25 protein-coding genes and 1 pseudogene are annotated in these 22,145 nt (G+C 66.3%); 15 read left to right on the top strand and 11 right to left on the bottom strand.

Features of this window, described 5'->3' with window-relative positions; all coding sequences use genetic code 11:
* Nucleotides 1–168 precede the first annotated feature (168 nt).
* Nucleotides 169–852 carry a triacylglycerol lipase gene (locus C5B99_RS06295; protein WP_104240941.1) on the top strand — a complete coding sequence of 228 codons (684 nt, stop codon included), beginning with the start codon at nucleotides 169–171 and terminating at the stop codon, nucleotides 850–852.
* 127 nt (nucleotides 853–979) lie between these two features.
* Here the strand turns inward: C5B99_RS06295 and C5B99_RS06290 are convergent, their stop codons facing one another.
* The gene (locus C5B99_RS06290; RefSeq protein WP_258063089.1) at nucleotides 980–2,449 is read right to left on the bottom strand and encodes an amino acid permease; all 1,470 of its coding nucleotides are present in this window, start codon (nucleotides 2,447–2,449) and stop codon (nucleotides 980–982) included.
* Nucleotides 2,450–2,577: 128 nt separating this feature from the next.
* Here C5B99_RS06290 and C5B99_RS06285 point away from each other — a divergent pair, with 128 nt between their 5' ends.
* Nucleotides 2,578–3,081 (top strand): VanZ family protein, encoded by a 504-nt coding sequence (locus C5B99_RS06285; protein WP_181064953.1) that lies wholly within the window; start codon nucleotides 2,578–2,580, stop codon nucleotides 3,079–3,081.
* Here the strand turns inward: C5B99_RS06285 and C5B99_RS06280 are convergent.
* Both C5B99_RS06280 and C5B99_RS06275 read right to left on the bottom strand, forming a co-directional pair.
* Nucleotides 3,074–4,204: a HAMP domain-containing sensor histidine kinase gene (locus tag C5B99_RS06280; RefSeq protein ID WP_104240939.1), complete on the bottom strand. Its 1,131-nt coding sequence runs from the start codon at nucleotides 4,202–4,204 to the stop codon at nucleotides 3,074–3,076. The genes C5B99_RS06285 and C5B99_RS06280 overlap by 8 nt on opposite strands.
* Nucleotides 4,201–4,896, bottom strand: a complete 696-nt coding sequence (locus C5B99_RS06275; protein ID WP_104240938.1) for a response regulator transcription factor — start codon at nucleotides 4,894–4,896, stop codon at nucleotides 4,201–4,203. Before C5B99_RS06275 ends, C5B99_RS06280 begins: the two co-directional genes overlap by 4 nt.
* A gap of 86 nt (nucleotides 4,897–4,982) precedes the next feature.
* On the opposite strand from C5B99_RS06275, the gene C5B99_RS06270 reads away from it, so the two are divergent.
* Nucleotides 4,983–5,705 carry a M15 family metallopeptidase gene (locus tag C5B99_RS06270; RefSeq protein WP_104240937.1) on the top strand — a complete coding sequence of 241 codons (723 nt, stop codon included), beginning with the start codon at nucleotides 4,983–4,985 and terminating at the stop codon, nucleotides 5,703–5,705.
* Between the two features lie 2 nt (nucleotides 5,706–5,707).
* On the opposite strand, the gene C5B99_RS06265 is transcribed toward C5B99_RS06270, so the two are convergent.
* The 3 genes from C5B99_RS06265 to arfB form a co-directional block, all read right to left on the bottom strand.
* Entirely contained in the window at nucleotides 5,708–7,132 is a 1,425-nt protein-coding gene (locus C5B99_RS06265; RefSeq protein ID WP_104240936.1) for a cytosine permease, read from the bottom strand.
* A complete protein-coding gene (locus tag C5B99_RS06260; RefSeq protein WP_104240935.1) occupies nucleotides 7,129–7,545 on the bottom strand; it encodes a nuclear transport factor 2 family protein in 417 nt (138 codons plus the stop codon). Before C5B99_RS06260 ends, C5B99_RS06265 begins: the two co-directional genes overlap by 4 nt.
* A gap of 205 nt (nucleotides 7,546–7,750) precedes the next feature.
* Nucleotides 7,751–8,173 (bottom strand): alternative ribosome rescue aminoacyl-tRNA hydrolase ArfB, encoded by a 423-nt coding sequence (gene arfB, locus C5B99_RS06255; protein ID WP_104240934.1) that lies wholly within the window; start codon nucleotides 8,171–8,173, stop codon nucleotides 7,751–7,753.
* 71 nt (nucleotides 8,174–8,244) lie between these two features.
* On the opposite strand from arfB, the gene C5B99_RS06250 reads away from it, so the two are divergent.
* The 3 genes from C5B99_RS06250 to C5B99_RS06240 all read left to right on the top strand — a co-directional run bounded on the left by C5B99_RS06250 (nucleotide 8,245) and on the right by C5B99_RS06240 (nucleotide 11,684).
* Nucleotides 8,245–8,919: a cyclase family protein gene (locus tag C5B99_RS06250; protein ID WP_104240933.1), complete on the top strand. Its 675-nt coding sequence runs from the start codon at nucleotides 8,245–8,247 to the stop codon at nucleotides 8,917–8,919.
* A gap of 255 nt (nucleotides 8,920–9,174) precedes the next feature.
* Nucleotides 9,175–11,070, top strand: coding sequence for an ABC transporter ATP-binding protein (locus tag C5B99_RS06245; RefSeq protein ID WP_104240932.1), 1,896 nt, complete (start codon nucleotides 9,175–9,177; stop codon nucleotides 11,068–11,070).
* Nucleotides 11,071–11,132: 62 nt separating this feature from the next.
* On the top strand, nucleotides 11,133–11,684 hold the full coding sequence (locus tag C5B99_RS06240) for a HEAT repeat domain-containing protein (protein ID WP_104240931.1): 552 nt from the start codon (nucleotides 11,133–11,135) through the stop codon (nucleotides 11,682–11,684).
* Between the two features lie 642 nt (nucleotides 11,685–12,326).
* Here C5B99_RS06240 and C5B99_RS06235 read toward each other — a convergent pair.
* From C5B99_RS06235 to C5B99_RS19215, 5 genes are read right to left on the bottom strand one after another with little or no spacing between them, the layout of a single operon-like run.
* Nucleotides 12,327–12,788, bottom strand: a complete 462-nt coding sequence (locus tag C5B99_RS06235; RefSeq protein ID WP_219819625.1) for a Mov34/MPN/PAD-1 family protein — start codon at nucleotides 12,786–12,788, stop codon at nucleotides 12,327–12,329.
* Nucleotides 12,785–14,071, bottom strand: a complete 1,287-nt coding sequence (locus C5B99_RS06230) for a ThiF family adenylyltransferase (protein ID WP_104240929.1) — start codon at nucleotides 14,069–14,071, stop codon at nucleotides 12,785–12,787. The genes C5B99_RS06235 and C5B99_RS06230 overlap by 4 nt, the downstream gene beginning before the upstream one ends.
* Nucleotides 14,068–14,580 (bottom strand): hypothetical protein, encoded by a 513-nt coding sequence (locus C5B99_RS06225; protein WP_104240928.1) that lies wholly within the window; start codon nucleotides 14,578–14,580, stop codon nucleotides 14,068–14,070. The genes C5B99_RS06230 and C5B99_RS06225 overlap by 4 nt, the downstream gene beginning before the upstream one ends.
* The gene (locus tag C5B99_RS06220) at nucleotides 14,577–15,530 is read right to left on the bottom strand and encodes a hypothetical protein (protein ID WP_104240927.1); all 954 of its coding nucleotides are present in this window, start codon (nucleotides 15,528–15,530) and stop codon (nucleotides 14,577–14,579) included. Before C5B99_RS06220 ends, C5B99_RS06225 begins: the two co-directional genes overlap by 4 nt.
* 9 nt (nucleotides 15,531–15,539) lie before the next feature.
* Nucleotides 15,540–15,707, bottom strand: coding sequence for a hypothetical protein (locus tag C5B99_RS19215; protein ID WP_181064952.1), 168 nt, complete (start codon nucleotides 15,705–15,707; stop codon nucleotides 15,540–15,542).
* 15 nt (nucleotides 15,708–15,722) lie between these two features.
* On the opposite strand from C5B99_RS19215, the gene C5B99_RS06215 reads away from it, so the two are divergent.
* The 9 genes and pseudogenes from C5B99_RS06215 to C5B99_RS06185 all read left to right on the top strand — a co-directional run.
* Nucleotides 15,723–17,024, top strand: coding sequence for an SAVED domain-containing protein (locus C5B99_RS06215; RefSeq protein WP_104240926.1), 1,302 nt, complete (start codon nucleotides 15,723–15,725; stop codon nucleotides 17,022–17,024).
* Between the two features lie 130 nt (nucleotides 17,025–17,154).
* Nucleotides 17,155–18,331: pseudogene (locus C5B99_RS06210) on the top strand (IS3 family transposase); the annotation flags it as partial.
* A gap of 115 nt (nucleotides 18,332–18,446) precedes the next feature.
* Nucleotides 18,447–18,602 carry a hypothetical protein gene (locus C5B99_RS19210; RefSeq protein ID WP_181064993.1) on the top strand — a complete coding sequence of 52 codons (156 nt, stop codon included), beginning with the start codon at nucleotides 18,447–18,449 and terminating at the stop codon, nucleotides 18,600–18,602.
* A gap of 280 nt (nucleotides 18,603–18,882) precedes the next feature.
* A complete protein-coding gene (locus C5B99_RS06205; RefSeq protein WP_104240925.1) occupies nucleotides 18,883–19,446 on the top strand; it encodes a hypothetical protein in 564 nt (187 codons plus the stop codon).
* Nucleotides 19,439–19,870, top strand: a complete 432-nt coding sequence (locus C5B99_RS06200) for a type IV toxin-antitoxin system AbiEi family antitoxin (protein ID WP_181064951.1) — start codon at nucleotides 19,439–19,441, stop codon at nucleotides 19,868–19,870. The genes C5B99_RS06205 and C5B99_RS06200 overlap by 8 nt, the downstream gene beginning before the upstream one ends.
* A complete protein-coding gene (locus C5B99_RS06195) occupies nucleotides 19,867–20,064 on the top strand; it encodes a hypothetical protein (RefSeq protein WP_104240923.1) in 198 nt (65 codons plus the stop codon). Before C5B99_RS06200 ends, C5B99_RS06195 begins: the two co-directional genes overlap by 4 nt.
* Entirely contained in the window at nucleotides 20,061–20,687 is a 627-nt protein-coding gene (locus C5B99_RS06190; protein ID WP_146081953.1) for a hypothetical protein, read from the top strand. Before C5B99_RS06195 ends, C5B99_RS06190 begins: the two co-directional genes overlap by 4 nt.
* Before the next feature lie 134 nt (nucleotides 20,688–20,821).
* A complete protein-coding gene (locus C5B99_RS18975; protein ID WP_146081952.1) occupies nucleotides 20,822–21,349 on the top strand; it encodes a hypothetical protein in 528 nt (175 codons plus the stop codon).
* 564 nt (nucleotides 21,350–21,913) lie between these two features.
* On the top strand, nucleotides 21,914–22,145 hold a 232-nt coding region (locus tag C5B99_RS06185; RefSeq protein ID WP_146081951.1), incomplete at its 3' end, for a helix-turn-helix domain-containing protein.

Raw genomic sequence — 22,145 nt, 5'->3', positions numbered from 1 at the left:
GTTCCCCCGTCGAAGCCGCGCCTCCCGGCAGCAGGCCGAGACCCGTTCCAGGGAAGGCGTTTGCATGGCAGTTCTCACACCGCGGCGACGGCGTTCGGCTCACCCCGCGCAGTGCCCGTCTCCCGCGGGGTCTCCGTCGGGGCCTCCCGCCGGCGATCGAGCCGCGTGATGATCACAGGCGCGCTGCAGAAGCTCGGCTGGTGGGCGCTCGACTACGTCTACGCGGTCGAGCGGCAGGTCCGTGCCGCTTTCAGCCGCGCCGAGGCCGGCTCCTACCTCAGCGGCGACGGGGCCCCCGTCGTCATCATCCCCGGCGTCTACGAGCCCTGGCGGTTCATGCTGCCGCTCATCGAGGCCATCCACGAGAACGGCCACCCCGTGCACGTGCTCGAGCCGCTCGGCTTCAACCACCGGCCGGTCCCGGATGCCGCCGAGCACGTCGCCGCGTACCTGCGGGCCCACGACCTCACGGACGTGCTCCTCGTGACGCACAGCAAGGGCGGGCTCGTCGGCAAGTTCGCTATGTCGTTCGGCGACAGCGCCGAGCGGATCGCGGGGATGCTCGCCATCGCGACGCCGTTCGCGGGCTCCCGCTACGCCCGCGCGATGGCGGTCTCGAGCCTGCGCATCTTCTCCCCCAGCGACGCGACGATCCTCGCGCTGGCTCGCGAGAGCGACGCGAACGCCCGCATCGTCTCCGTGTTCGGCCGCTTCGACCCGCATATCCCCGACGGCAGCGTGCTCGAGCTCGCACGCAACATCGAACTGCCGACGGGCGGCCACTTCCGCATCCTCACCCACCCCGGCATCCTGCGGGGCTTCGCGGTACTGAAGGAGCTGACCGGGGCCTGAGCCGGCGAAGCTGAGGCGCACCGGCCTGGCGGCGACCGGTCACGGCCCGGGATTCGTGACACAGGACTCGCGACCCGGGACTGACTGCCTGGGATCACGCCCCAGAGTTCGTGCCGCGGGTTTCAGCTCAGTGGTGCTCGCCGCGCAGCAGCTGCACGGGGTCGATGCCCTGCCGGCGCAGGCGGCGGTTGGTGAAGGCGCACGCGATCGCGATGACGGCCGTCATGGCGAGCGTCGCGAGCAGCTGCTCCCGTGAGCCCTCGTTGAGCATCGTCAGGACGACGATCACGACGAGGATGACGCCGGCGAGGATGCTCAGCCACGGGAACCCGGGCATGCGGGCCGTGAGGGTCTCGCCGCGCGCATCCGCCCGCCGCCGCAGCACGAACTGCGACGCCGTGACCGTCGCCCACAGCACGATGAGCGTCGAACCGACGATGTTGAGGAGCGTCGGGAGCACCGCGTCTGGGGCGAGGAAGTTGAAGATCACCGTGAGGAAGCCGACGCCCACCGAGACGAGCACCGCGATGGTCGGGGTGCCGTTCTTCGCGAGGCGCTGCATGCCGCGGGGCGCGAAGCGGCGCTCGGAGAGCGAGTAGACCATGCGGGAGGCGCCGTAGAGGTTGGCGTTGAGCGCCGAGAGGAGGGCGATGACGATGATGGCCGACATGATGAGGTCGACGCCCGGGATGTTCGTGAGGGCGAGCACCGCGGCGAAGGGCCCCGCGACGACGGCTGGGTCCGTCCAGGAGAGTGCGGCGACGATGACGAACACGGAGCCGATGTAGAAGAGCAGGATGCGCCACAGCACGCTGCGCACGGCGCGGCGGATGCTCGTGGCCGGGTCGCGCGTCTCGGCGGCGGCGATCGCGGTGAGCTCGGTGCCGCCGAAGCTGAACATGACGATGAGCAGGGCCGCGGAGATGCCGAGGATGCCGGTTGGCGCGAATCCCTCGCCATCGACGAGGTTCGAGAGGCCCGGGGACGGGACGTCGGGGATGAGCCCGAAGAGGAGGGCGGCGCCCAGCACGAGGAAGCCGATGATGGCGGCGACCTTGAGCACCGCGAACCAGAACTCGAACGAGCCGTAGCGGCGCACGCCGAGGAGGTTGATGAGCGTGAACGCGACCATGAAGGCGAGCGCCCACACACCCTGCGGGATACCGGGCGTCCAGGCTGCGACGATCGCGGCCGCGCCGGTCGCCTCGGCGGCGATGACGATGACCAGCTGCATCCAGTAGAACCAGCCGAGCGTCGCGCCGGCTGTGGCGCCGAAGGCCTTTGCCGCGTACACGGAGAAGGCGCCGCTCTGCGGGTCGGCGGCGGCCATCTCGGCGAGCATGAACAGCACGAGGATGACGAGCAGGCCCGCGACCGCGTAGGAGACGAGCACGGCGGGGCCCGCGACGGCGATCGCCTGCCCCGAGCCGACGAAGAGGCCGGCGCCGATGGCGCCGCCGAGGCCCATCATCGCGAGCTGGCGCGGCGAGAGGGAACGCTGCAGGTGGTGGGCGGAGCTCGCCTGCCCGGCCACCGCTTGCGGTTCTCGCGCAGCCTCGTGCTGGTTGGTGTTCTCGGATGCGCTGGCGGAAGTCACAAGCCGGAAGTCTCTCACGAATGGCGGCCCCGGCACGGCGCCCCTGGCTTCCCCCACGCTGGCGGGTATCGTCCGCGTATCGAAACCCGCATACGCCGCCGCAACACGCCCCTCGAGAGGCTGTAGCCATGAGCTACAGCCGAGCAGACCAGACCCTGGAACTCCCGACCACCGGGGCGTTCGCCACCGCCCAGCGGGCGCCGCGGACTCGTCGACGCTCGCGGGCGCCGCGCTTCCTCGTGGCCGTGCTCTTCCTCGCGTATCTGGTGCTGCTGACGTGGCTCATCGTGTGGAAGCTCGAGGTGCCGTTCGTCGGGTGGGGCGAGACAAGGCACCTGAAGCTCATCCCGTTCATCGCGAGCGAGGGATACGCCGCGAGCAAGCCGCTAGAAGTGCTCGCGAACGTCGCCGTCTTCGTGCCGTTCGGCCTCTGCACCGGGTACCTGTGGCGCGTCCTGCCCGGCCCGAAGACGTTCTTCGCGGCCGGCTTCACGAGCCTCGCGATGGAGACGACGCAGTTCGCGCTCGCCGTCGGCAGCTTCGACACGAGCGACATCGTCGCGAACACCGTGGGTGCGCTGCTCGGCGCGGCCGTCGTCGCCCCGAGCGTGCGTCGCGCGGCGTTCAGCTAGCGCGGGCGCCCGGCTGGGAGCCGAGCTCAGCACGGGTCGCCGCGCGCGTGGCCGGCGGCAGCTGGACGGTCACGCGCAGCCCGCCCCCGTCCCGGGCCGCGAGGCGCATCGTCCCACCGTGGGCCTTGACGACGCTCTTCACGATCGCGAGGCCGAGCCCCACCCCGGCGTGGTCGCTGCGGGCGCGCTGCTCGCCGCGCTGGAACGGCTCCGTGAGGGTCGCCAGCAGCTCGGGGCCGACGGTGCTTCCCGTGTTCTCGACGACGAGGGTCGCCGCATCCGGTGCCGACGCCGTCGTCAGGCGCACCGTGCCGCCCTCGGGGAGGTTGTGGACGATCGCGTTGTGCAGCAGGTTCGTCGTGAGGAGGGAGATGAGGGCGGGCGAGCCGATCGTGTCCGCGGCCTCCCCCTCCGTCTCGATGGCGACGCCGCGCTTCTCGGCGAGCGGCAGCAGCGTCTCGGCCGCCTCCTCGGCGACGAGCGACAGGTCGACGCGCTCGGTCGCGAAGGTGCCGTGCTCGGTGCGGCTCAGCACGAGCAGCGCTTCGGTCAGCTCGATCGCGCGCGCGTTGACCGAGTGGAGGCGCCCGAGCACCTCGTCGTGGTCGTGCCCCGGGTCTCGGCGGGCGACGTCGAGGAGCGTCTGCGAGATCGCGAGGGGCGTGCGCAGCTCGTGCGAGGCGTTCGCCGCGAAGCGCTGCTGCTGCGCGACGTGCGCCTCGAGCTGCGCGAGCATGGCGTCGAAGCTGTCCGCCAGCTCGGTGAACTCGTCGCTCCGTCCGTCGAGGCGGATGCGGTGCGACAGCGACCCGGCCGCCGCGGCCCGTGTGGCGTTCGTGATGCGGGTGAGCGGGGCGAGCATCCGCCCCGCCAGGAACCAGCCGCCGACCAGCGCGAAGACGAGCAGGAACAGCAGCGCCCAGGCCGCGGCCGGCACGAACGCGCGGACGAGGTCGGTGCGGCCGGGGAAGAAGGTCCACTCGCTGGCCATCGCCTCGGCCGGAACGTAGCGGAGGAGGAAGGCGTAGACGACGGCGAGCAGCAGGGCGCCCGCGATCATGAGGAAGGCCGCGTAGCTCAGCGCGAGCTTCAGGCGGACGCTGAGGCCGCGCTGCCTCGTCACCGGAGTTCGTTCTCGTCGAGCACCGATGCGGCCTCGGCGTCGATGCGGTAGCCGACGCCCGGCACGGTCACGATGAGCCACGGCTCGCCGAGACGCTTACGGAGCGCGGAGACCGTGATGCGCACGGCGTTCGTGAAGGGGTCGGCGTTCTCGTCCCACGCCTTCTCGAGCAGCTCCTCCGCGCTGATCACTCCCCCGCCGGCGCTCATGAGCACTTCGAGTACCGCGAACTGCTTGCGGGTGAGGGCGACGTAGCGCCCGTCGCGGTACACCTCGCGGCGGAACGGGTCGAGCTTGAGGCCGGCGATCTCGTGGATGGGCGGGCGGCTGTGCGCGCGGCGGCGGTTGAGGGCGCGCAGCCGGAGCACGAGCTCCTGCAGCTCGAACGGCTTCGTGAGGTAGTCGTCGGCGCCGAGCTCGAAGCCCGACGCCTTGTCGTCGAGGCGGTCGGCGGCCGTGAGCATGAGGATGAGCACCCCGCTCTTGGACGCGACGATGCGTCTTGCGACCTCGTCGCCGGACGGGCCGGGTATGTCGCGGTCGAGCACGGCGACGTCGTAGTCGTTGACGCTCAGCAGCTCCAGCGCCGCGTGCCCGTCGCCGGCGATGTCGGCGGCGATCGCCTCGAGCCGCAGCCCGTCACGGATCGCCTCCGCCATGTAGGGCTCGTCCTCTACCAACAGCACACGCATGTGCCGATGATACGAGCCGCGGCATATCGCCCGCGTATGGGAAACCCGCAACGCCAGGGCAACGTGCGCTCGCCTGAACTTGTCCCATGACGCTCACCAGCTCGCCCCGCCACCAGCGCACCGTCGCCGACCCACCCGCGAAGAAGCGGAGCGTGCGCCTCCTCGTTGGCGGCGCATCCCTCGTCGCGCTCGCCGGCCTCGGCGTCGCGCTCTTCTCGGCGCAGCTCGGGCAGACAGCCGCGTCGCACCGTGAGGCTCCGGCGCCGGATGCGGTGCTCGCCGCCCCCTCCACGGCCGGGTCGGGCGGACCGGGCGGCGGGACGGCGGTCGAAACCAGCTCGGGGAATGCCGGCGCGGAGAACCCAGACGGCCGGCTCCAGTTCGGCACGACGGCGTTCGAGACCGAGTACGCCGGCATCGCCAAGCTCTCCCCCGTGCTCCTCGACGCGCTCCAGGAGGCGACGAGCGACGCCGAGCTGGATGGCGTGTACGTCATGGTCAACAGCGGGTGGCGGTCGGCGGAGCTGCAGCGGCAGCTGCTGCAAGATGCGGTCGCCGAGTACGGGTCGTTGGAGGAGGCGTCGCGCTGGGTCGCCTCCCCGGAGACCTCCCTGCACGTCTCAGGCGACGCCGTCGACGTGGAAGGCGGGGGCGCATCCGACTGGCTCACCACCAACGGGTCGCGGTACGGCCTCTGCCAGACCTACCTCAACGAGCCGTGGCACTTCGAGTTCCAAGCCTCAGCCACCGCAAACGGCTGCGCCGAGCAGTACCCAGACCCGACGTACGACCCGAGGCTGCGGAGCTAGGGTCAGTTCCGTCGAGCCGGCTCTCCCGCCTGTTCTTCCTCGTCGAGCAGGTGCCCCGCGTGGACGGCGTCGCGCGGGTCGGCGAGGCCGAGCGGCTTCACAGCGCGCAGCGCCCAGGTGAGACCGAGGTAGAGGGCGAAGCTCACCGCGAAGGCCGGGATGTTCGCCCCGATGGGGCTCGGAGCGACGTACGCGAGCACGTACGAGAGTGCGGCACCGAAGATCCACACGAACACCGCCACCCAGTTGATGCCACCCAGGTACCAGTAGCGGCTCTCGGGCCGCTCCTGCAGGATCTGCCGCGAGTAGCTGCGGCGCTTCAGCAGGTAGTAGTCGGCGATCATAATCGCGAACACGGGTACGAAGAACGCGCTGATGATGAAGAGGAAGTCGGTGAACTGGTTCAGCAGGCCGAGGAACGTGGATCCGATGATCGAGATGATGCCGAGCACGATCGCCGTCGGCAGGAAGCGCAGGTGCCACTTCGACTGCGCGTTGATGACCGAGGTGACCATGCCGAAGACGACCATCGTGTTGGTCGCCATCACCGACAGGAAGATCGCGATGCCGAGCGGCCAGCCGAACTCGGCGACGATCACGGTCGGGTCGAAGGCGATCGCCTCGCCTCCGCGAAGGAGCACGACGCTGAACGCGACGAGGCCGAGGAACATGGCGATCGTGGTCGAGAGCGTGTAGCCCACGCCAGAGCCGAGGACTCCGGCGACGCTGTTCTTCGCGTGCCGATTCATGTCTGCGGAGAGCACGGTCCACGAGATGGCCGTCGCGATGACCAGGTCGAGCGTGATGAACGGGGTGCCGCCGAGCTCCGCTTCCACGGGCAGCGCCGCGAATTCGCCGGGGCTGAACGCGCCGAACGCTGCCGCGAACACGAAGCCCATGACCACGAGGATCACGAGTGCCAGCCACGGCTCGACGCGAGAGATGCCCGTGTGGCCGAAGATCGCGAGCACGACGACGATGCCCTGGCAGATGGCGGAGAACAGCATCGGGTTCGAGAAGCCCGTCGCCTCGAACACGAGGAAGTCGACGGTGACGCCGGCGAGCATCGCCTGCACCCAGCTCCACCCCATCAGCACGATGAGATTGGAGGCCGCCGGCACGAGGCTGCCGCGGATGCCGAACGCGCCACGTGTGAGCGCCATCGTCGGGAGGCCCGTGCGGGTGCCCATGTTGCCGATGAGCACGAGCACGATGACGCCGATCAGGGTGCCGAGCACGATCATGCCGGTCGCGGTGCCGAACGAGACGCCAGGCACGAAGAGGGTGCCCGTGAGGAGCGTCGTGACGACGAGGTTCGCGGCGAGCCAGATGAGGGCGATGCGGATGAGCGACTGCGTGCCTCGGACGGGTCCCGCGGAGTCGTCCTGGCCGTCGAGGTTCAGGGCCATGGTCTTCGGGCCGGTCATGAGGATGCCTCCACGTCAGTTGTCGGCGCGGACAGGTGCTCGTGGATCGCGATGAGCGAGCCTCCGTCTCCGACCGTGAAGACGATGCTCTCCCGCTCGAGGTACGAGTCGGGGCCGTCGGCGGAGTCGACGCTCGTCGCGACCGTGTGGCTGAAGACCGCGCCGCCCGGGAAGACCTGCACGAGGCGGTCGGTGGATGCGCACGAGACGACCCGCCAGCCCGCTGCGACCCAGCCCGCCCAGAGCGCCTCGTACTCGGCGCGCGAGTCGAGGCGCGCAGGCTCGGGGTGGAAGATGAACGACGCGTCCGGCGCGAACCCGGCGAAGTACGCCTCGGTGTCCGTCGCGCGGAAGGCGTCGATGATGGCGTCGGCGGCAGCGAGCACCGCATCCTGCGTGGGTGTGGTCGACATTCAAGTGCTCCTTTGGACTTGGTGGGCTCTGCTGACAAGCATCAACCGGCGATCGGTGCTTCCGGCCGTCACAGTGCAGTTGCCGCACTCACCAAGCAAACACCCACCCGCCGAGCCTCGTACAGGGAGGAACCGAACTCATTTCGGTTGACAAAGGGCATTATGTCCGAGTCGTCCAGCGCTCAGCGCGCCGCATCGGTCATGGTCAGTCGTGGGACGGGCGCCTGCGCTGCGCCTTCGTCGCCGACCGCTGGCCTTTCGACTCGAGCCTGCGGCGCTGCGAGCCCTTCGTCGGCTTGGTCGCCCGACGCTTCGGTCCGGGCGGGGCGAGGCCCTCGCGCACGAGGTTCGCGAGCTTCTCTAGCGCCGCCTCGCGGTTGCGCAGCTGGGAGCGCCGCTCGGAGGATGCAACCGTGACCACCCCGGACACGAGGCGCTTGCCGAGTCGCGACAGGAGTATCCGCCGCTGCTCGTCGCTGAGCACGAGCGAGGCTTCGACGTTCCAGAAGAGCTCGACGCGGCTGTCGGAGGTGTTGACGTGCTGCCCGCCCGGCCCGGAGGATCGCGAGAAGCGCCAGCCGAGCTCCGCGGCTGGAATCGTGAGCGAGCGTGACACCTCCAAATCCATGCGCCAAGCCTCCCACGCGCCGGGACGTTCGGAACGGCGGCTCGTGGATCGCGAATGCCTAGGGTGGCCCCATGGCGCACACGCATCCGAAGATCGTCGACCTCACGCATCCGCTCACCTCGGGCATGCAGATCTACCCCGGCGACCCTGAGGTGCAGATTGCGCCCGCCACCTCGCTCGCCGACGACGGGGTCGTGGTGCACGCCGTGCAGCTCGGGACGCACACCGGCACGCACCTGGATGCACCCTCGCACTCGATCGCCGACGGAGCAACGGTCGATCGCCTCGACATCGGGCGGCTCGTGGGACCGCTGCTGGTCGTCGATGTGACCCCGTTCGCGCATCCGGGACGCAGGATCGAACTCGCTCAGGTCGCCGCCCAGCTCGAGCGGCTCACGCTCGGCGCGATCGTCGTGTTCCGGACCGACTGGTCAGCGCGGTTCGGGCAGCCCGACTATCTCGACCATCCCTTCTTGGATGCGGCGATCGCCGAGCGTCTCCTCGCCGCGGGTGTGACGGTCATCGGCGTCGATACCCTCAGCCCGGACCGCACCGACGCGACCGCAGCATCCGCCGACCTCCCCTTCCACGACCTGTTCCTGGGCGCGGGCGGCGTCATCATCGAGAACCTCACGAACCTGTCCACCGTCGACCCGGCACGCGACCCGTGGATCTCCGCGCTGCCGCTGCCGTTCGCGGGCCTCGACGGGTCGCCGGTGCGTGCGGTCGCGATGCACCGCGCCTGACCGTCGGACGCGCCGCGATCGCCGAGCGGATTTCCGCCGTGAAGGTGGCGCGAAACGAAAGCCATGCCGAGCGCTCCTTCTCCCCCGACGTCCCGAGCATCCGGTCGCCGTCGCGCAGGACGACGCGTCCGTCGAGGCCGACTCACAACAGGGTTGGATTACCTACATCGAAGGTCCTTCGCCCCTGGCGGACAACCGCAATCGCTGGCGAACCGCGATCTAGGCTGAGCCTCCTGCTTACGGGAAGGAACCGCTATGAGCATGGAAGGCGCTGCCTGGAGTTCGCTCTACAAGATCTCATCCGCGAGGGATGGCAAGCACGGCTTCTCGCGTGAGTCGGTGCGGCGGATCCTGACGTTCGCGGTGCCCTACCGGACCAAGCTGGTGCTGTTCATCGCCCTGTCGATCGTTGGCGCGTTCCTCGCGGTCGCGACGCCGGTGCTCGCCGGCCAGGTGGTCGACGTCATCGTCGCCCGGGGCGCGGTCAGCACGATCGTCTGGATCGCCGTCGTCATCGCGCTCGTGGCCATCGCCGACGCGGCCGTGTCGCTCATGACGCGCTGGTACTCGGCGAGGATCGGCGAGGGCGTGATCCTCGATCTCCGCACCGCCGTCTTCAACCACGTGCAGAAGATGCCCATCGCGTTCTTCACCCGCACGCGGACGGGCGCCCTCGTGAGCCGCCTGAACAACGACGTGATCGGCGCTCAGCAGGCCTTCAGCGGCACGCTGTCTGGCGTGGTCACGAACCTCGTGGCGCTCATCCTGACCCTGATCGTCATGCTCAGCACGTCCTGGCTCGTCACCGTGCTCGCCGTGATCATGCTCCCCATCTTCCTGATCCCCGCGCGCCGCATGGGCAGCCGCCTCGCCGCGCTGCGCCGCGAGGCCGCCGACCACAACTCGGCCATGAGCACGCAGATGACCGAGCGCTTCTCGGCACCCGGCGCCACTCTCGTCAAGCTGTTCGGCCGGCCCGATGAGGAGGCCGAGGAATTCCGCGTGCGCGCCGCGCGTGTCCGCGACATCGGCGTTCGCACGGCGATGCTGCAGTTCGTCTTCTTCACCGCGCTGATGCTGGTCTCCGCGCTCGCCCTCGCGCTCGTGTACGGGCTCGGCGGCGTCCTCGCGCTCGGCGGACAGCTGGAGACCGGCGACGTGGTCACCCTTGCGCTACTCCTCACGCGCCTCTACGCGCCGCTCACGAGCCTCGCGAACGCACGGGTCGAGATCATGAGCGCGGTGGTCAGCTTCGAGCGCGTCTTCGAGGTGCTTGATCTCGAGCCGCTCATCCAGGAGAAGCCCGACGCGACCGTCGTCCCCGACGGCCCGGTGTCGGTCGAGTTCGACGACGTCCGCTTCGCCTACCCGTCCGCGGACAAGGTGTCGCTCGCCTCCCTTGAGGAGGTCGCCACGCTGGATACCCGCGGCGGCGAGGAGGTGCTGCACGGGGTTTCCTTCCGCATCGAGCCGGGGCAGACCGTCGCCCTCGTCGGCTCGTCCGGTGCCGGCAAGTCGACGATCGCGCAGCTCCTCTCGCGCCTCTACGACGTCGACAGTGGTGCCGTGCGTCTCGCGGGGACGGACGTCCGCGACGTCACCTTCGCCTCAATGCGGCACACCCTGGGCATGGTCACGCAGGACGGGCATCTCTTCCACGAGACGATCCTCTCCAACCTGCGCCTCGCGAGGCCCGAGGCGACCGACGACGAGGTGTGGGATGCGGTGCGCCGGGCGCGGCTCGAGCCGCTCATCCGGTCGCTGCCCGACCAGCTGGACACCATGGTGGGCGAGCGCGGCTACCGGCTGTCCGGCGGTGAGCGTCAGCGGATGACCATCGCGCGGCTCCTGCTCGCTCAGCCGCGGGTTGTCATCCTCGACGAGGCGACGGCAGCGCTCGACTCGACGTCGGAGGCCGCCGTGCAGGCGGCCCTCAGCGAGGCGCTCGAGGGACGCACGGCGATGGTGATCGCCCACCGCCTGTCCACCATCCGCAGCGCCGACCAGATCCTCGTGATCGAGGACGGCTCCATCGTCGAGCGCGGCACGCACGAAGAGCTGATCGCCGCGGCCGGGCGGTACGAGGAACTGCACCGCACGCAGTTCGCCGTGCAGACGAACGTGGCGGCGGATGAGGATGCCAACGTTTGAGTTCACCCCGGGGAGGTGTCTTCGCCGCCCCTGCCCACAGCACGGACCCGTAGGCTGAGTTGATGCCTGAAATCACTTCCTCGAATCCTGCGCCCGTTCCTGTAGACCTCCCGCTCGAGCAGCGGCTCGCGGCTGCCGTCGAGCGATACGGCCAGTCCGAGTTCGTTGAGCGGGTCCTCAACCTCATGAAGGGGTACGACGAAGGCGACGACCTTCTCCTCTACGTCGGCGGCGATCACGCGCAAGGGATCCTCGATGGCGCGCCCGTGCTCTACTGGCCCGAGCTCTGGGGCACGCGAGCGCTGCTGTACGTCTGGGATGAGTCGGCCGCGCCTGCGGTGATCGGCACGCTCGGCAACCCGGCTTGGCGCGTCCGCGAAATGGGGGCACGGGTCGTCGCAGCGCGCGAGCTCCCAGCAGCATCCGAACTGGCCGGACTGCTCGACGACAGTGTCGCTCGAGTGCGATCGGCAGCCGCGAGGTCTTTGGCAGCCGTGGGCACGCTCGAAGACGTCGATCGCCTGCGCCCGCTGCTCAAGGATCCCGAGATCGAGGTGCGGCGAAGCGCGCAGCAGGGACTCGAAGCACTGCGCGCGAGGTTCCCGAAGAACTAGGGGGCGTTGCGCTTGGGGTCGATTCACCGACTCTAGGGCGCGAGGTGAAGTCGGAAATGACGCTCAGAGAAGACCGTACGGGCGGGCATGCTGACGAGGGTCCGGTGGATTGTGGCGGTAGGCGCTGATGCGCGGGAAAGCCGGCGGGGGTCGCGGTGGTGCGAGACATCGACTTGCCCGGGATGCCGGGTCTGCATCGAGCGACGCCTCGTGATCACGGCCGTTCTCACCGGAGCACTCCAGTCCGGCGCGTCCTCGAAAAACGGCGCCTAAGCTCTGCGAGCTCACCATCGACCGGGGCAAGGATTAGCTACCCACAGGACCCACAGAAAGACGAGAGAGCCCGAACCTGCAACTACAGGTTCGGGCTCTTTCGATGTCTTGCGACATCTCACAGTCGGGCTGACGAGCTTTGAACTTGCACCCCCTTGACCCCAGCTAGACGGTTCGGTTCAAATCCTTGAATTTCCGGGGTTCTCCGCCCCTCAAACGACCCCTGTTTCACGTCATGAATTGCATGGTTTGCATGCATCAGGTCCCGGCCAGGTCCCGACTCTTGGTAGCCATCCGCAGATCCTTCTGGGTTTACGTGGGGTTTGCGAAGGAAGCGTTCGGACGATGCTCGACGATCGGGTACTCCGTTCAGGTGAGATCGAGTAGCTGCGTCCCCGCCTGCGTCAGTATGAGTTCATTGCCGTGGCGTTCAAGTGCCCAAGCAGCAAGGATCGGTTGAGACTCGGAGATCGCGATAATCAGCGCCAGGAACCGGTCGAATCCGAGGTCACGATCGGCCATGTGTTTCGCGTAGGTGTGGAGATCGAGGTCACTTGGTGTCGGCGGCACGTCGACGTGTGTGTGCCATTCGCCAATCCAGTGCGAGCGATCGGCGCGATACAGGCGCTCGGCTTCGTGCTGGGTGAAGGTGAGGTCGCGGCGGAAGGAACGCGGGCCATGTTCTGCCCTCGGACCAGGCCCGGCGGCGTGCAAAACCTTGCTCCCATCCGATGGGCCGAACAGCGCTCCGCCCGTCTCCAGTCGTGGATCGCTTGAACGGATTGTCGAGACTATGGACTCGAGCGCCGTGGCGTAGATCGGGAGTTTCATGTCGCGTTGCATGCCGGACAATCGTCGTAGGGACGACCGGCTCGGTACCACTTCTGACCGAGCACTCTGGTGGTGTCAAACGGCTCGGTGTATCCGGGAGTTGGGCGGAGGGCGATCACCAGGTTGTCGTCGACGAGGGTTTGATCGAGTTCGCCTTGGGCACGTAGGAGAGTGGCGACGGTGATCTTGGCTGTGAGCTGCCCCATGAGGTGGAGGTCGCCGCCGACGGCAGTCATGGGGTTGTGTCGAGTGCCGGTGCCGTATCCGCGATCAAGGGTGGGCTCAAGGTCGATGCGTTCCTCCTCACGCAGACGGCGGCGTTGACACTCGAGGCATCCGACTTCGCGCAGTGGCCTGATCCGCAGGATCTCGCCGTAACCTCCGTCGCCGAGAACGCAGGCGAACACGATCGGCTTGCGGGCACGCCGCGCGAGATAGTTCGCTACCCGCCTGGCTTCCACTCCGTCGACGGTACAAACGACAATGTCAGCTTTGTCGAGCAATGGCCTAACCAGGTTCGCGTGGGTGACGAGGTCGATTCGCCATGGTGTGACGTGACACTCTGGCCACGCCTCCCCAAGCGTCCGTGTGAGAGCGTCGACCTTCGTCATGCCAACGTACTTGGCGGTCAGAACGTGGCGTGGGACGTTATGGAAGAGCAGCCGATCCGGATCGACGACGTCGATACTCCCCGCGCCATAGCTGGCTAGTGACTCGGCGGTCGCACCGCCAATGCTGCCGGCACCGAACAGGAGGACCCGCTTGCTGGAGAGAGCACGCGCTGGCCAGAGAGCGTTAAGAGCATCGACCAGCTCTTTCCCATCCCGCATGTCAAAGTGGATGGGACGCACAGCGGAGTCGGTGACGCTCCACGCCGACCACGCAGGTAGGGTCTCGTCGTCCGAGATTGCGGGAGGCTCAGCGCAATACGTCACCGCGATAGACCACTTCCCCACGGCTGGGCGCTCCGCCTTCGGGACGAGCTTCTGGAACTCGTCAAAGGACAGCTCCCTCGACTGGCGGACGAGGAAGTACTCCACAAAAGCGAGCTCGCTCGGTGCCGCATACCAATGGCCAACCGGCTGAAAGTCGGCGGTCATCAAGAAGTGACCTGGATCCGTGGCAACGGGAACTAGAGCGGAGTCCCCGTTGGAGAGGGCAACGACGAGAGCCGCACGATCGGGGCCGGAAATCCGGCAGGTCAAGTGTCCCCAGCCATCGCCCCCCTCGATAACTTCCTTCGCCGCTCGTGGAAGTAGGACAATCCAGTCCGCACCGCTCATGAGGTCAGCGTCTCGATCTGCTCGGCGATGAGCTCGTCGTGGGAAGTGTCTATGACGATGCCACTCATTGACATCCGCGTGATCGCGCCGGCTTCGAAAAGCGCGAACTCGATCGCCCACCCCGATGCCTTCAACAGCAGCTCACTGGTCTTGGACCATGGGTACCACTGGTCTGCATCGCGCAGCAGGCAAAGGCGCCCGCTGGGCAGAACGTGGAACTGCGTGAAGCCCCGAATCGTGGGAACCGGTTGCGGGAGGAGCGGGAGGATATGAGGGGGTGCGGCGGGGAACGCATGGTTGTACTCAACGCGGACAACAAACGGATCCAACAGGTCGCTGATGTTCGCTGGAGCGGACCGTGCGAACGGCCACAACGGCAACGGTCCTTCAAACCACCCCGCTTCCTCCTCCGTCCAGGTAAGCAGCGGGGCGACCGCCCGCACGTCGGCGATCTCTTGCTCGAGTCGCGCCGGATCGTCCTCCCACCAGGTGCGCGAGTCGACGCTCATCCTTGAGGCGAATCCCGAATCGGCCTGGGCCCCGAGTCGGGCGTCCCAGCCGGCGCAAGCACGAGTGGGAACGCATCTCCAAAGACATCCTGCCAGTATTGAGTCGCACCGGGCTGATCGTTGTTCGCTACCGCTCGCAGAGCGGCGGTGGCGGCGAGTGCTGAATCTTCCAGCGCGCGACGCAGCCCGGCGATATCGAGGTCCGGCTGGATCACGCCGGAGAGCCCAGCCGGATCCTCAATCTGGAGACTGTGGCTGGACGCCTCGACGAAGAATGTCTTCAGGGCCTCGGGCCGGTTCCCCTCATGAAGGCAATCGAGGGCGAGCACCTCCATGACGAGAGATTTCACCCGACCTGTATCCGCCGTGTGCTGCCGCGCCCAGTACTTCAACATGCGCACTAGCGGCCGGAACTGTGCCCACTCTTGCTGGCGCTCCGCGACCTGATTGATCAGGTACTCGGGATCGGCGAGCGTCCAACGGCGCTCACTCTTGAACGGGATGAAAATCCCGTCCGTGCGGCGAAGGGCGGGCATGACGTCCACAGTAAATGCATCGTCCGAGTCAGGCGGGTCGATGAAGCACTTCGCCGCCCGGTTCCGCTCAGCCGTGTTTACTTGCCGCACCAGCTGCGCGTAGATTCCGTTCTCGACCGAGAGCAACTCGTGCACAAGATCGCGGCACCGCTTGATCGCCTCTTCCGCTGAGTCTCCGCCGCTTCCCCACTCGGGGTGCTGATCGGCGTCGAACTCTACGACCAGATCGACATCGTGCACTGGCTGCAGCTGTGTGCTCCGTGCGAGCGACCCCGACCCCCACACGACCTTCACGTCCGGCGCGGTGGCGAGCGCAGCCTTGAACGTGTCGCGCCTTTGCCGCGCGAGCCGCACGACCTCAAGCTCGGCATCCAACTCTCGTTGGAGCGAGTTGAACGAATCCAGAACTGTCATGAAGGCCTCCTAGCCGCACTCGCGCAGATGCCACGGATCACGTCCGGCCTGCTTGTAGTTCAGGGTAGCCACGACCACCGACATTCCGGCCACGCCAGCGAACGACACCCCGTGTCGGATGTGCACGTCATACTCATCACAGGTGACCATCGTCAAGATAAAGGTGACCATCGTCAAGATAAGGAGTCCTGAATGAGTTCTGCTGTCGACGTCTTCGGTCCATTGTTCCTTTCGTACCGGCAGAAAGACGGGTCGGAGATTGTTGCGGAACTGGCCTGGCTGCTACGTGCCGCGGGCATCCCTGTATGGCGAGACAAAGACGACCTCCCTCCTGGCGACACCGCGAACAGGCTCAGCGAGGCGATCGATGACGGGCTGTCCGGGGCCACCTTCGTAATCACCAAGGACATCGTCAACAGCCCAATCGTGCGCAGCATCGAGGCACCGAAGCTCATCGACCTGCACCGCGACGACACACGATTCCAACTACTGATCGCCAACGACATCGCCAAGGACACCGGTTCCCTTGACTACACGGCCCCCGACAGACTGCTCGGACGTGTCAAAGACGACCTCAAGGGAGTAGATCAGTCGGCAACAAGTACCGAGGGCCTGCTCGCGATAACTCGGAAAGCGTTGATGCACCGGATGGTGCAACACCGCGCGACGGTCGAGGAGAACGGAGTTTTCGAGCTAACGATCCAGACCCGGAACATCGGGCAGGTCTACGACCGCACCGGCGCCCAGCTCGACATTCGCGTTCGCCGCTCCAACCACGAGAGACTCCCCGACCCGGCCGGGCTCGAGGACCTACGTCGCACGCTGGGACTGCTGCAGGACGCGATAACGAGCACCGGTGCGGGCAAGATCCGAGTCGGTGGCGGCGCGCACCTGTCCGTCGCCTTCGCGCTCGGCATCGCGCTGCCATCATCTCGGATCGGGAAACTTGAGGTAATCGACCAGCGATCTGACGTTTGGGCAAGCGGACCGGAAGCCGCTGTCCCTGCGCTGCCCAGGCTCCACTTCGACGTGACCGAACACTCGACAGCACCCTCCTCGGGAAACCGGCCCCGGGTCGCGGTCTACGTCGACCTAATGCCCACGCAGAGCGACGCCGCCTTCGAGCGATACCTCGAGGAACACGGCGACACGCTGACCGCGCACGGAGTCATTCGCTCCCCGCAACGAGGCCTACTCGATCCCGCGCACGCTGGTGAGCTCGCCTCCGAAATTGCGGGCCTCATCCGCCAGCTTTCTGGTGCGCATTCCAACGCGCGGATCGATCTACTGCTAGCTGTGCCTTTCGGGCTCGCTGTCCTCATCGGACGTCTCAGCAACACCCTCCGGATACGTCTCTTCGAGTGGGACCACAGCGATGAACCCGATGACGACGCTGGCGACGCACGACCACATTACGTAGCCTGCCTCGAGGTCCGAGCGGGGAGCACAGCAGGCCCGATCACGTCAGTCTTGCTTCAAAGCTGTACAGGCTGAGAGACCTCCTGACAGTGCCGACGGTCGGACAGGATTTCATCTTTCAATTGCCGGGGTCTCACTCTCCAAGCAGCATCCATATGAAATCGGCCTCACTTTCGTTCCGTTCTTCAAACAGGGATGGAACACGATGAGTAAGAAGCACTCACCTGAGATGCGTGAACGCGCGCTGCGGATGCTCCATGAGGCCAAGCCGGATCATCTCAACCTCATGACCGCGGTCCGTCATGCCGCAGGCCTTCTCGGGAGGAGCGCGGAGACGTTGCGGGTGTGGCATCGCTGCCGCGAGGTCGATGCTGGCCTGCGGCCCGGGGTGCCTAGCGACGTCGCCGAGGAGAATGCGCGGCTGCGTCGCGAGGTCGCAGAGTTGCGGCGCGCCAACGAGATCCTCAAGGCGGCGAGTGTGTTTTCGCCAAGGAACTCGACCGCCCGACGACGAGACGATCCGCTTCATCGACGAGCATCGGGATCAGTTCGGGGTCCGAGGCCACCTGCCGAGTGCTGCGCGCGGCAGTTCGTGGGTTCATCACCTCTCGCGGATATCATGCCGCGAAACGACGTGTGCCATCGGCCAGGCGTCTCCGAGACGAGTTGCTCGTCCCGGAGGTCGTCAGGCTGCATGCGGAGAACTACGGCGTCTACGGGCGACGGAAGATGCACACACTCCTGCGCCGGCAGGGGTGGGAGATCGTCCGCGACCAGACCGAACGCTTCATGCGCCTCGCCGGGGTCCGCGGCGTGAAGTAGTCGAAGCGGGTGTTCAGCACGCGCTCCGACAAGACCGCGACGCTGCCTGCCGATCTCGTGAACAGGCGCTTCACAGCGCCCGCACCGCGGCGGCTCTGGGGGTGTGACGTGACCTACGTGGCGACGTGGTCCGGGTTCGCTTACGTCGCGTTCGTCACTGACGTCTATTTCCGGCGCATCGTGGGGTGGAACGTCGCTGCGACGCTGCAGTCGGAGATCCTGCCGATGCAGGCCCTCGACATGGCCGCCTGGACGGGCTCATTCAACACGCCGACCATGGGTCAAACTACACCGCGATGGCCTACTCCGACCGGATCGTCGAACTCGGCGCGGTCCCCTCCACCGGAACCGTCGGTGACTCGTTCGATAAGGCGATGGCCAAGGCAGTGAACCCCCTCTACAAGACCGAACTGATCCGCCAGCAGGGACCCTGGCGGACCGTCGAACAGGTTGAGCTCGCGACGCTCGAGTGTGTGTGGTGGTGGAACAGACAGCGACTCCACGGAGAGCTCAACCTGCGCACCCCGTGGAGGTCGAGGACGCGTACTACGCTGACCAAGAATCACGCCACCCGCCACCTGCCGGACAAGGCTCCCGTTAGGAACGAAAGTCAGGCCGATTCAGTACGGGTACGGCACCGCCGGAGGCGCGATCGACCAGGCCGTCAAGCATGCGATGACCGACCTGTTCAAGGGCTTGAAGGGCTTCACTTACAAGCCCAACCGGTCATGCAGTCTGGACATTGAGACGCCTGATCCGCTGATCGAACCGGACGACATGGTGATGGTCGAGCCACCATGCCACCCCAATGAACCGCTAAAGGTGCCATAGGAATCCATCGAATCTACGGCCTCATCTGCGGGTCAGCGTTCGCCGTGTAGAGCAGCGATGCCGTTGGTCGATGACACATAGTGTGCGGGCGGAGCAGCGCTCGGCCTAACCGATGTGAGTAGGCAGAGGCTCCGACAGCCAAATAGCGAAGCCGTGCATCGTCCGAGCAATGCTAGCTCGCCTGTCCTTTGATGCGGACTGCCCACCACCCATCGTTCAGTGTTAGCTGGTTTTCGACCAAAATGAACACACCGCTAGACCGAACAGGAGGAGGTGTGTAATGGACGATCAACTGGCCCAGAGAATCGCGGATCGGTTCGACGAGCTCGGGCTTCGGTTCGCCGAACCGGTCGATCTGACGGAGATCCCTCATCTGGACACGATCCCGGTGACGCTCACCCATGAGCATGGAGAGGCCTCGTATCTCGTCGGATACGCTGACGCGCTCACCTTTTCTGCGTCGGACTGGGTGAAGCCGCACTATGCCGGGAACGAGCATCTACTGTTGCTCGGCCCGCGGGTGACGGAACGCAGCACGAAAATGTTCCGGCAACTTCACATCAACTACCTCGACGCGGCCGGCAACGCCTTCATCGCGTTCGGCGGCGTGCACATAGACGTGCGTGGCCGGCGCGCGCAGGTTCCGGCCGGCGCGGGGTCGCCTCATCTGACCCGTGGCGGGGTCAACCTTTTCAGTGTGAAACGGTCGCAGGCGATTTTCGCGGTGCTTTCCTGGCCTGAGCTCCTTGGACGTCCGATCCGCGAGATCTCTCGCGCGGCGGGGGTGTCGCTCGGTCAGGCGCAGGATACTGGAGCTCCTCACCCAGTACGGGTTCTTGGATAATCGCCGACGGTTCCAGGGATCGCAACGCGATCGGCTCATCGATCAATGGGCGACCACTTTCCCCGCCGGACTGGGATCGGAGGCGAAGACCGGGCGGTTCTCCGGCGACTGGCGTGGTTTCGATCCGGGTGAGATGGCCGTGTACGTGAGCGGGGAGGCGGGAGTTCCGGCTCTGCTGCGACCAGAGACGGTGGTGCTGTACTCCGAGGAGTTTCCGACGGAGTTGATCCGTGCGCACCGGTGGCGCCGGAACGAAGCGCAACCGAACATATTCTTCCGGCACCGGTTCTGGCAGCCACTAGATGCTCCTGTGACGCCTGGAATCCATGAGGCGCCCTGGCTGCTGGTCAATGCCGACCTGCTCGCCGCGAACGACAGTCGTCAGCGTGAGGCCGCAGAGCACGTTCGGGAGCAGCATCGATGATCAATCTCTCTCGTGTGGATGAGCGCGTCTATGACACAATCACACCGGCCATCGAGGAGTTGACAGCTCAGGTCGGCGTGGACCCGGACAGTATTCTCTTGGTGGGCGCCGCTTGCCGCGATGTCCTGCATGCGGCTTTCGGGTATACCTTCCCGCCCGCGCGACCACCGACATCGACGTGGGGAGCGCCGTGAGTGACTGGACGGTTTCGGAGCGGATTGAGGAATGCTTCCCACGGATCGGAAGCAGCGGCATCCGTTGCCGGATCGCTGGGATCTCGGTGGATGTCATGCCGTTCGGTCAGGTCGAAGACCCCGAGGGCGTCAGCCAGCCCGCTCCCCGCGGAGAGGATCTCGTGGTGTTCGGGTTCCGCGATGTTCATGAACGTGCCTTGCGCCTAACGCTGCCGAGCGGTCAAGGCATCCGATTGTCCCAGCCGGCCGGCTACGTGGCGTTGAAGATGCGGTCCTGGATCGATCGCGCCGAGTACTACGGGAGCGACAAGGACGCTAGGGACCTCTCATTGGCCGCGTCCTGGTACCAGAATACGCCGGAGATCGGCGACAGACTCTACGACACAGCCGAGGGGTTTGAGATGCTCAGCGAGTTCGACATGGACACCGACCTGGCCGGCGTTCGACTACTCAGCCTAGATGCGGCGGGCCAACTCTCACCGGCGAACCGAAACGATCTCGCTCGGCGATGGGCAGCAATCGGCCTCGATGCCCTCGCGCGGGATTTTCTTCTTCCCGCAGGCGGCCCGCCGTCACCAAACGCTGACAGACGTCGGGCGGTCGTCACCCAATTCACTCTGTGACCGAGGGATCATCTGCGCAGGATGATGACCTCGACTACGGGGCTGAACATCATCCTGAGGGATCCTAGAGAACGAGCGATATACGCTGAGAACCACACACGGCGGAGTCCGTGTCAAGGCCTCGAGGAGAAGTCATGGGACTGGACTATAAGAGCTTGGACTCAGCAACGCGCGAGGCGATGGCAGCGGAGGTCGAGCGCGACGCCGCGGCCCGTTCCCTCTACATCAGTCCCCGCCTCACAGAACAAGGCGCCAACGAATGGCCGGAACTCCTTCTTTCAGCGGTGAAGACGGGGACGGATGACTCGCTTGCTCGAGAGCTGTCGACTAGGCGTCTGCTTAAGACGCACGAGGAGAGTCATCGAAACGGCAAGCCATTTACCAAGGCCGTTCCGGCGACCGCAGCATCGACCCTGGCCGAAGGTGAGTTCAACCGTTTCTATCTGCGGGGAATCGCAAGTCGCGGGCTTGCAGAGAATCGTGACATCGAGATCTATCGAGGGAGGGTGTCCTCTCGCCCACGCCCCGAATCTGAGGCGCTGATGGGAGAACGTCTAGCAGCGGGTGAGCTTCTCGATGACCTCAGAGCGCACATTGGTGTTGATGGTGCGCTGGGTCTTCCCCCAGGTCCGAACTCTGGTCTCACAGGAGAACTGATCTAGTCACGGGATGATGAGACGCCAGTTCTCTCTGCAATTGACTGGCGAATGGCATGGCTGGTCGGTACCAGCGCTCCGCCGGCGCTTTTGCCCGGACCCCACCGCCAGCACGCAAAGTGACTCTCTGCCAGCTTCGAGTGAATAAACACTCATCACCGTCATATCCCACCCATCGGAGTACACCTCACACAAGACGTTGCGAATCGCTACGGCCGGTTCCGTGCTCGTGCCCGACGGTCCGATCCCGTTTCGCAGGAGCGGCGAAGCTACTCGGCCACGTTCGATAGCGAAGGCACGGCCAGGGCGTTCCTGGAACAGCTTGAGTCACGAACGCACATCGCAAGCGACCCGCTGATCTCACTCGGCGACTGCATCCGTCAGATCGGGGACCGGTATCTTCGAGGACTCGATCCGTCGTCGACGGCGAGCGGATATCGCGGCAGCATCAGAGTCCGCATGCTTCCTGCTCTGGGGCATTTGGCTGTGCGATCGATCAGCACTGCCGTTAACTGATAGATGAACGACCAGTGGGAGTGCGACTGCTCGCCATAGCCCTGATACTGGACCATGAACAAGCAGGGCCTCGTGATCACCGCCGCCCTCGCTGGCGCGAGCCAGTCAGCGACCTCCCGCAAATACGGCGTCAGCCAGCCCTGGATCTCGAGACTCATCGCCCACTACCGAGCCGAGGGCGAGTTCGCGTTCGAGCCCCGAAGTCGACGCCCCGCACCTCACCCACCGCGACCGACCCTGCAACGATCGAGCAGATCCTGCACCTCCGACACCACCTTCAAGATGC

This window comes from Pseudoclavibacter sp. Z016, assembly GCF_002931215.1.
Lineage (GTDB): Bacteria > Actinomycetota > Actinomycetes > Actinomycetales > Microbacteriaceae > Pseudoclavibacter.
This window is presented reverse-complemented; position numbering and strand designations above follow the sequence as displayed.

Coding starts and splice junctions, on each gene's coding strand:
- C5B99_RS06295 (WP_104240941.1), top strand. CDS start 169: ATGATCACAGGCGCGCTGCAGAAGCTCGGCTGGTGGGCGCTCGACTAC.
- C5B99_RS06285 (WP_181064953.1), top strand. CDS start 2,578: ATGAGCTACAGCCGAGCAGACCAGACCCTGGAACTCCCGACCACCGGG.
- C5B99_RS06275 (WP_104240938.1), bottom strand. CDS start 4,896: ATGCGTGTGCTGTTGGTAGAGGACGAGCCCTACATGGCGGAGGCGATC.
- C5B99_RS06270 (WP_104240937.1), top strand. CDS start 4,983: ATGACGCTCACCAGCTCGCCCCGCCACCAGCGCACCGTCGCCGACCCA.
- C5B99_RS06265 (WP_104240936.1), bottom strand. CDS start 7,132: ATGACCGGCCCGAAGACCATGGCCCTGAACCTCGACGGCCAGGACGAC.
- C5B99_RS06260 (WP_104240935.1), bottom strand. CDS start 7,545: ATGTCGACCACACCCACGCAGGATGCGGTGCTCGCTGCCGCCGACGCC.
- arfB (WP_104240934.1), bottom strand. CDS start 8,173: ATGGATTTGGAGGTGTCACGCTCGCTCACGATTCCAGCCGCGGAGCTC.
- C5B99_RS06250 (WP_104240933.1), top strand. CDS start 8,245: ATGGCGCACACGCATCCGAAGATCGTCGACCTCACGCATCCGCTCACC.
- C5B99_RS06245 (WP_104240932.1), top strand. CDS start 9,175: ATGAGCATGGAAGGCGCTGCCTGGAGTTCGCTCTACAAGATCTCATCC.
- C5B99_RS06240 (WP_104240931.1), top strand. CDS start 11,133: ATGCCTGAAATCACTTCCTCGAATCCTGCGCCCGTTCCTGTAGACCTC.
- C5B99_RS06235 (WP_219819625.1), bottom strand. CDS start 12,788: ATGAAACTCCCGATCTACGCCACGGCGCTCGAGTCCATAGTCTCGACA.
- C5B99_RS06230 (WP_104240929.1), bottom strand. CDS start 14,071: ATGAGCGGTGCGGACTGGATTGTCCTACTTCCACGAGCGGCGAAGGAA.
- C5B99_RS06225 (WP_104240928.1), bottom strand. CDS start 14,580: ATGAGCGTCGACTCGCGCACCTGGTGGGAGGACGATCCGGCGCGACTC.
- C5B99_RS06220 (WP_104240927.1), bottom strand. CDS start 15,530: ATGACAGTTCTGGATTCGTTCAACTCGCTCCAACGAGAGTTGGATGCC.
- C5B99_RS06215 (WP_104240926.1), top strand. CDS start 15,723: ATGAGTTCTGCTGTCGACGTCTTCGGTCCATTGTTCCTTTCGTACCGG.
- C5B99_RS19210 (WP_181064993.1), top strand. CDS start 18,447: ATGACCGACCTGTTCAAGGGCTTGAAGGGCTTCACTTACAAGCCCAAC.
- C5B99_RS06205 (WP_104240925.1), top strand. CDS start 18,883: ATGGACGATCAACTGGCCCAGAGAATCGCGGATCGGTTCGACGAGCTC.
- C5B99_RS06195 (WP_104240923.1), top strand. CDS start 19,867: ATGATCAATCTCTCTCGTGTGGATGAGCGCGTCTATGACACAATCACA.
- C5B99_RS18975 (WP_146081952.1), top strand. CDS start 20,822: ATGGGACTGGACTATAAGAGCTTGGACTCAGCAACGCGCGAGGCGATG.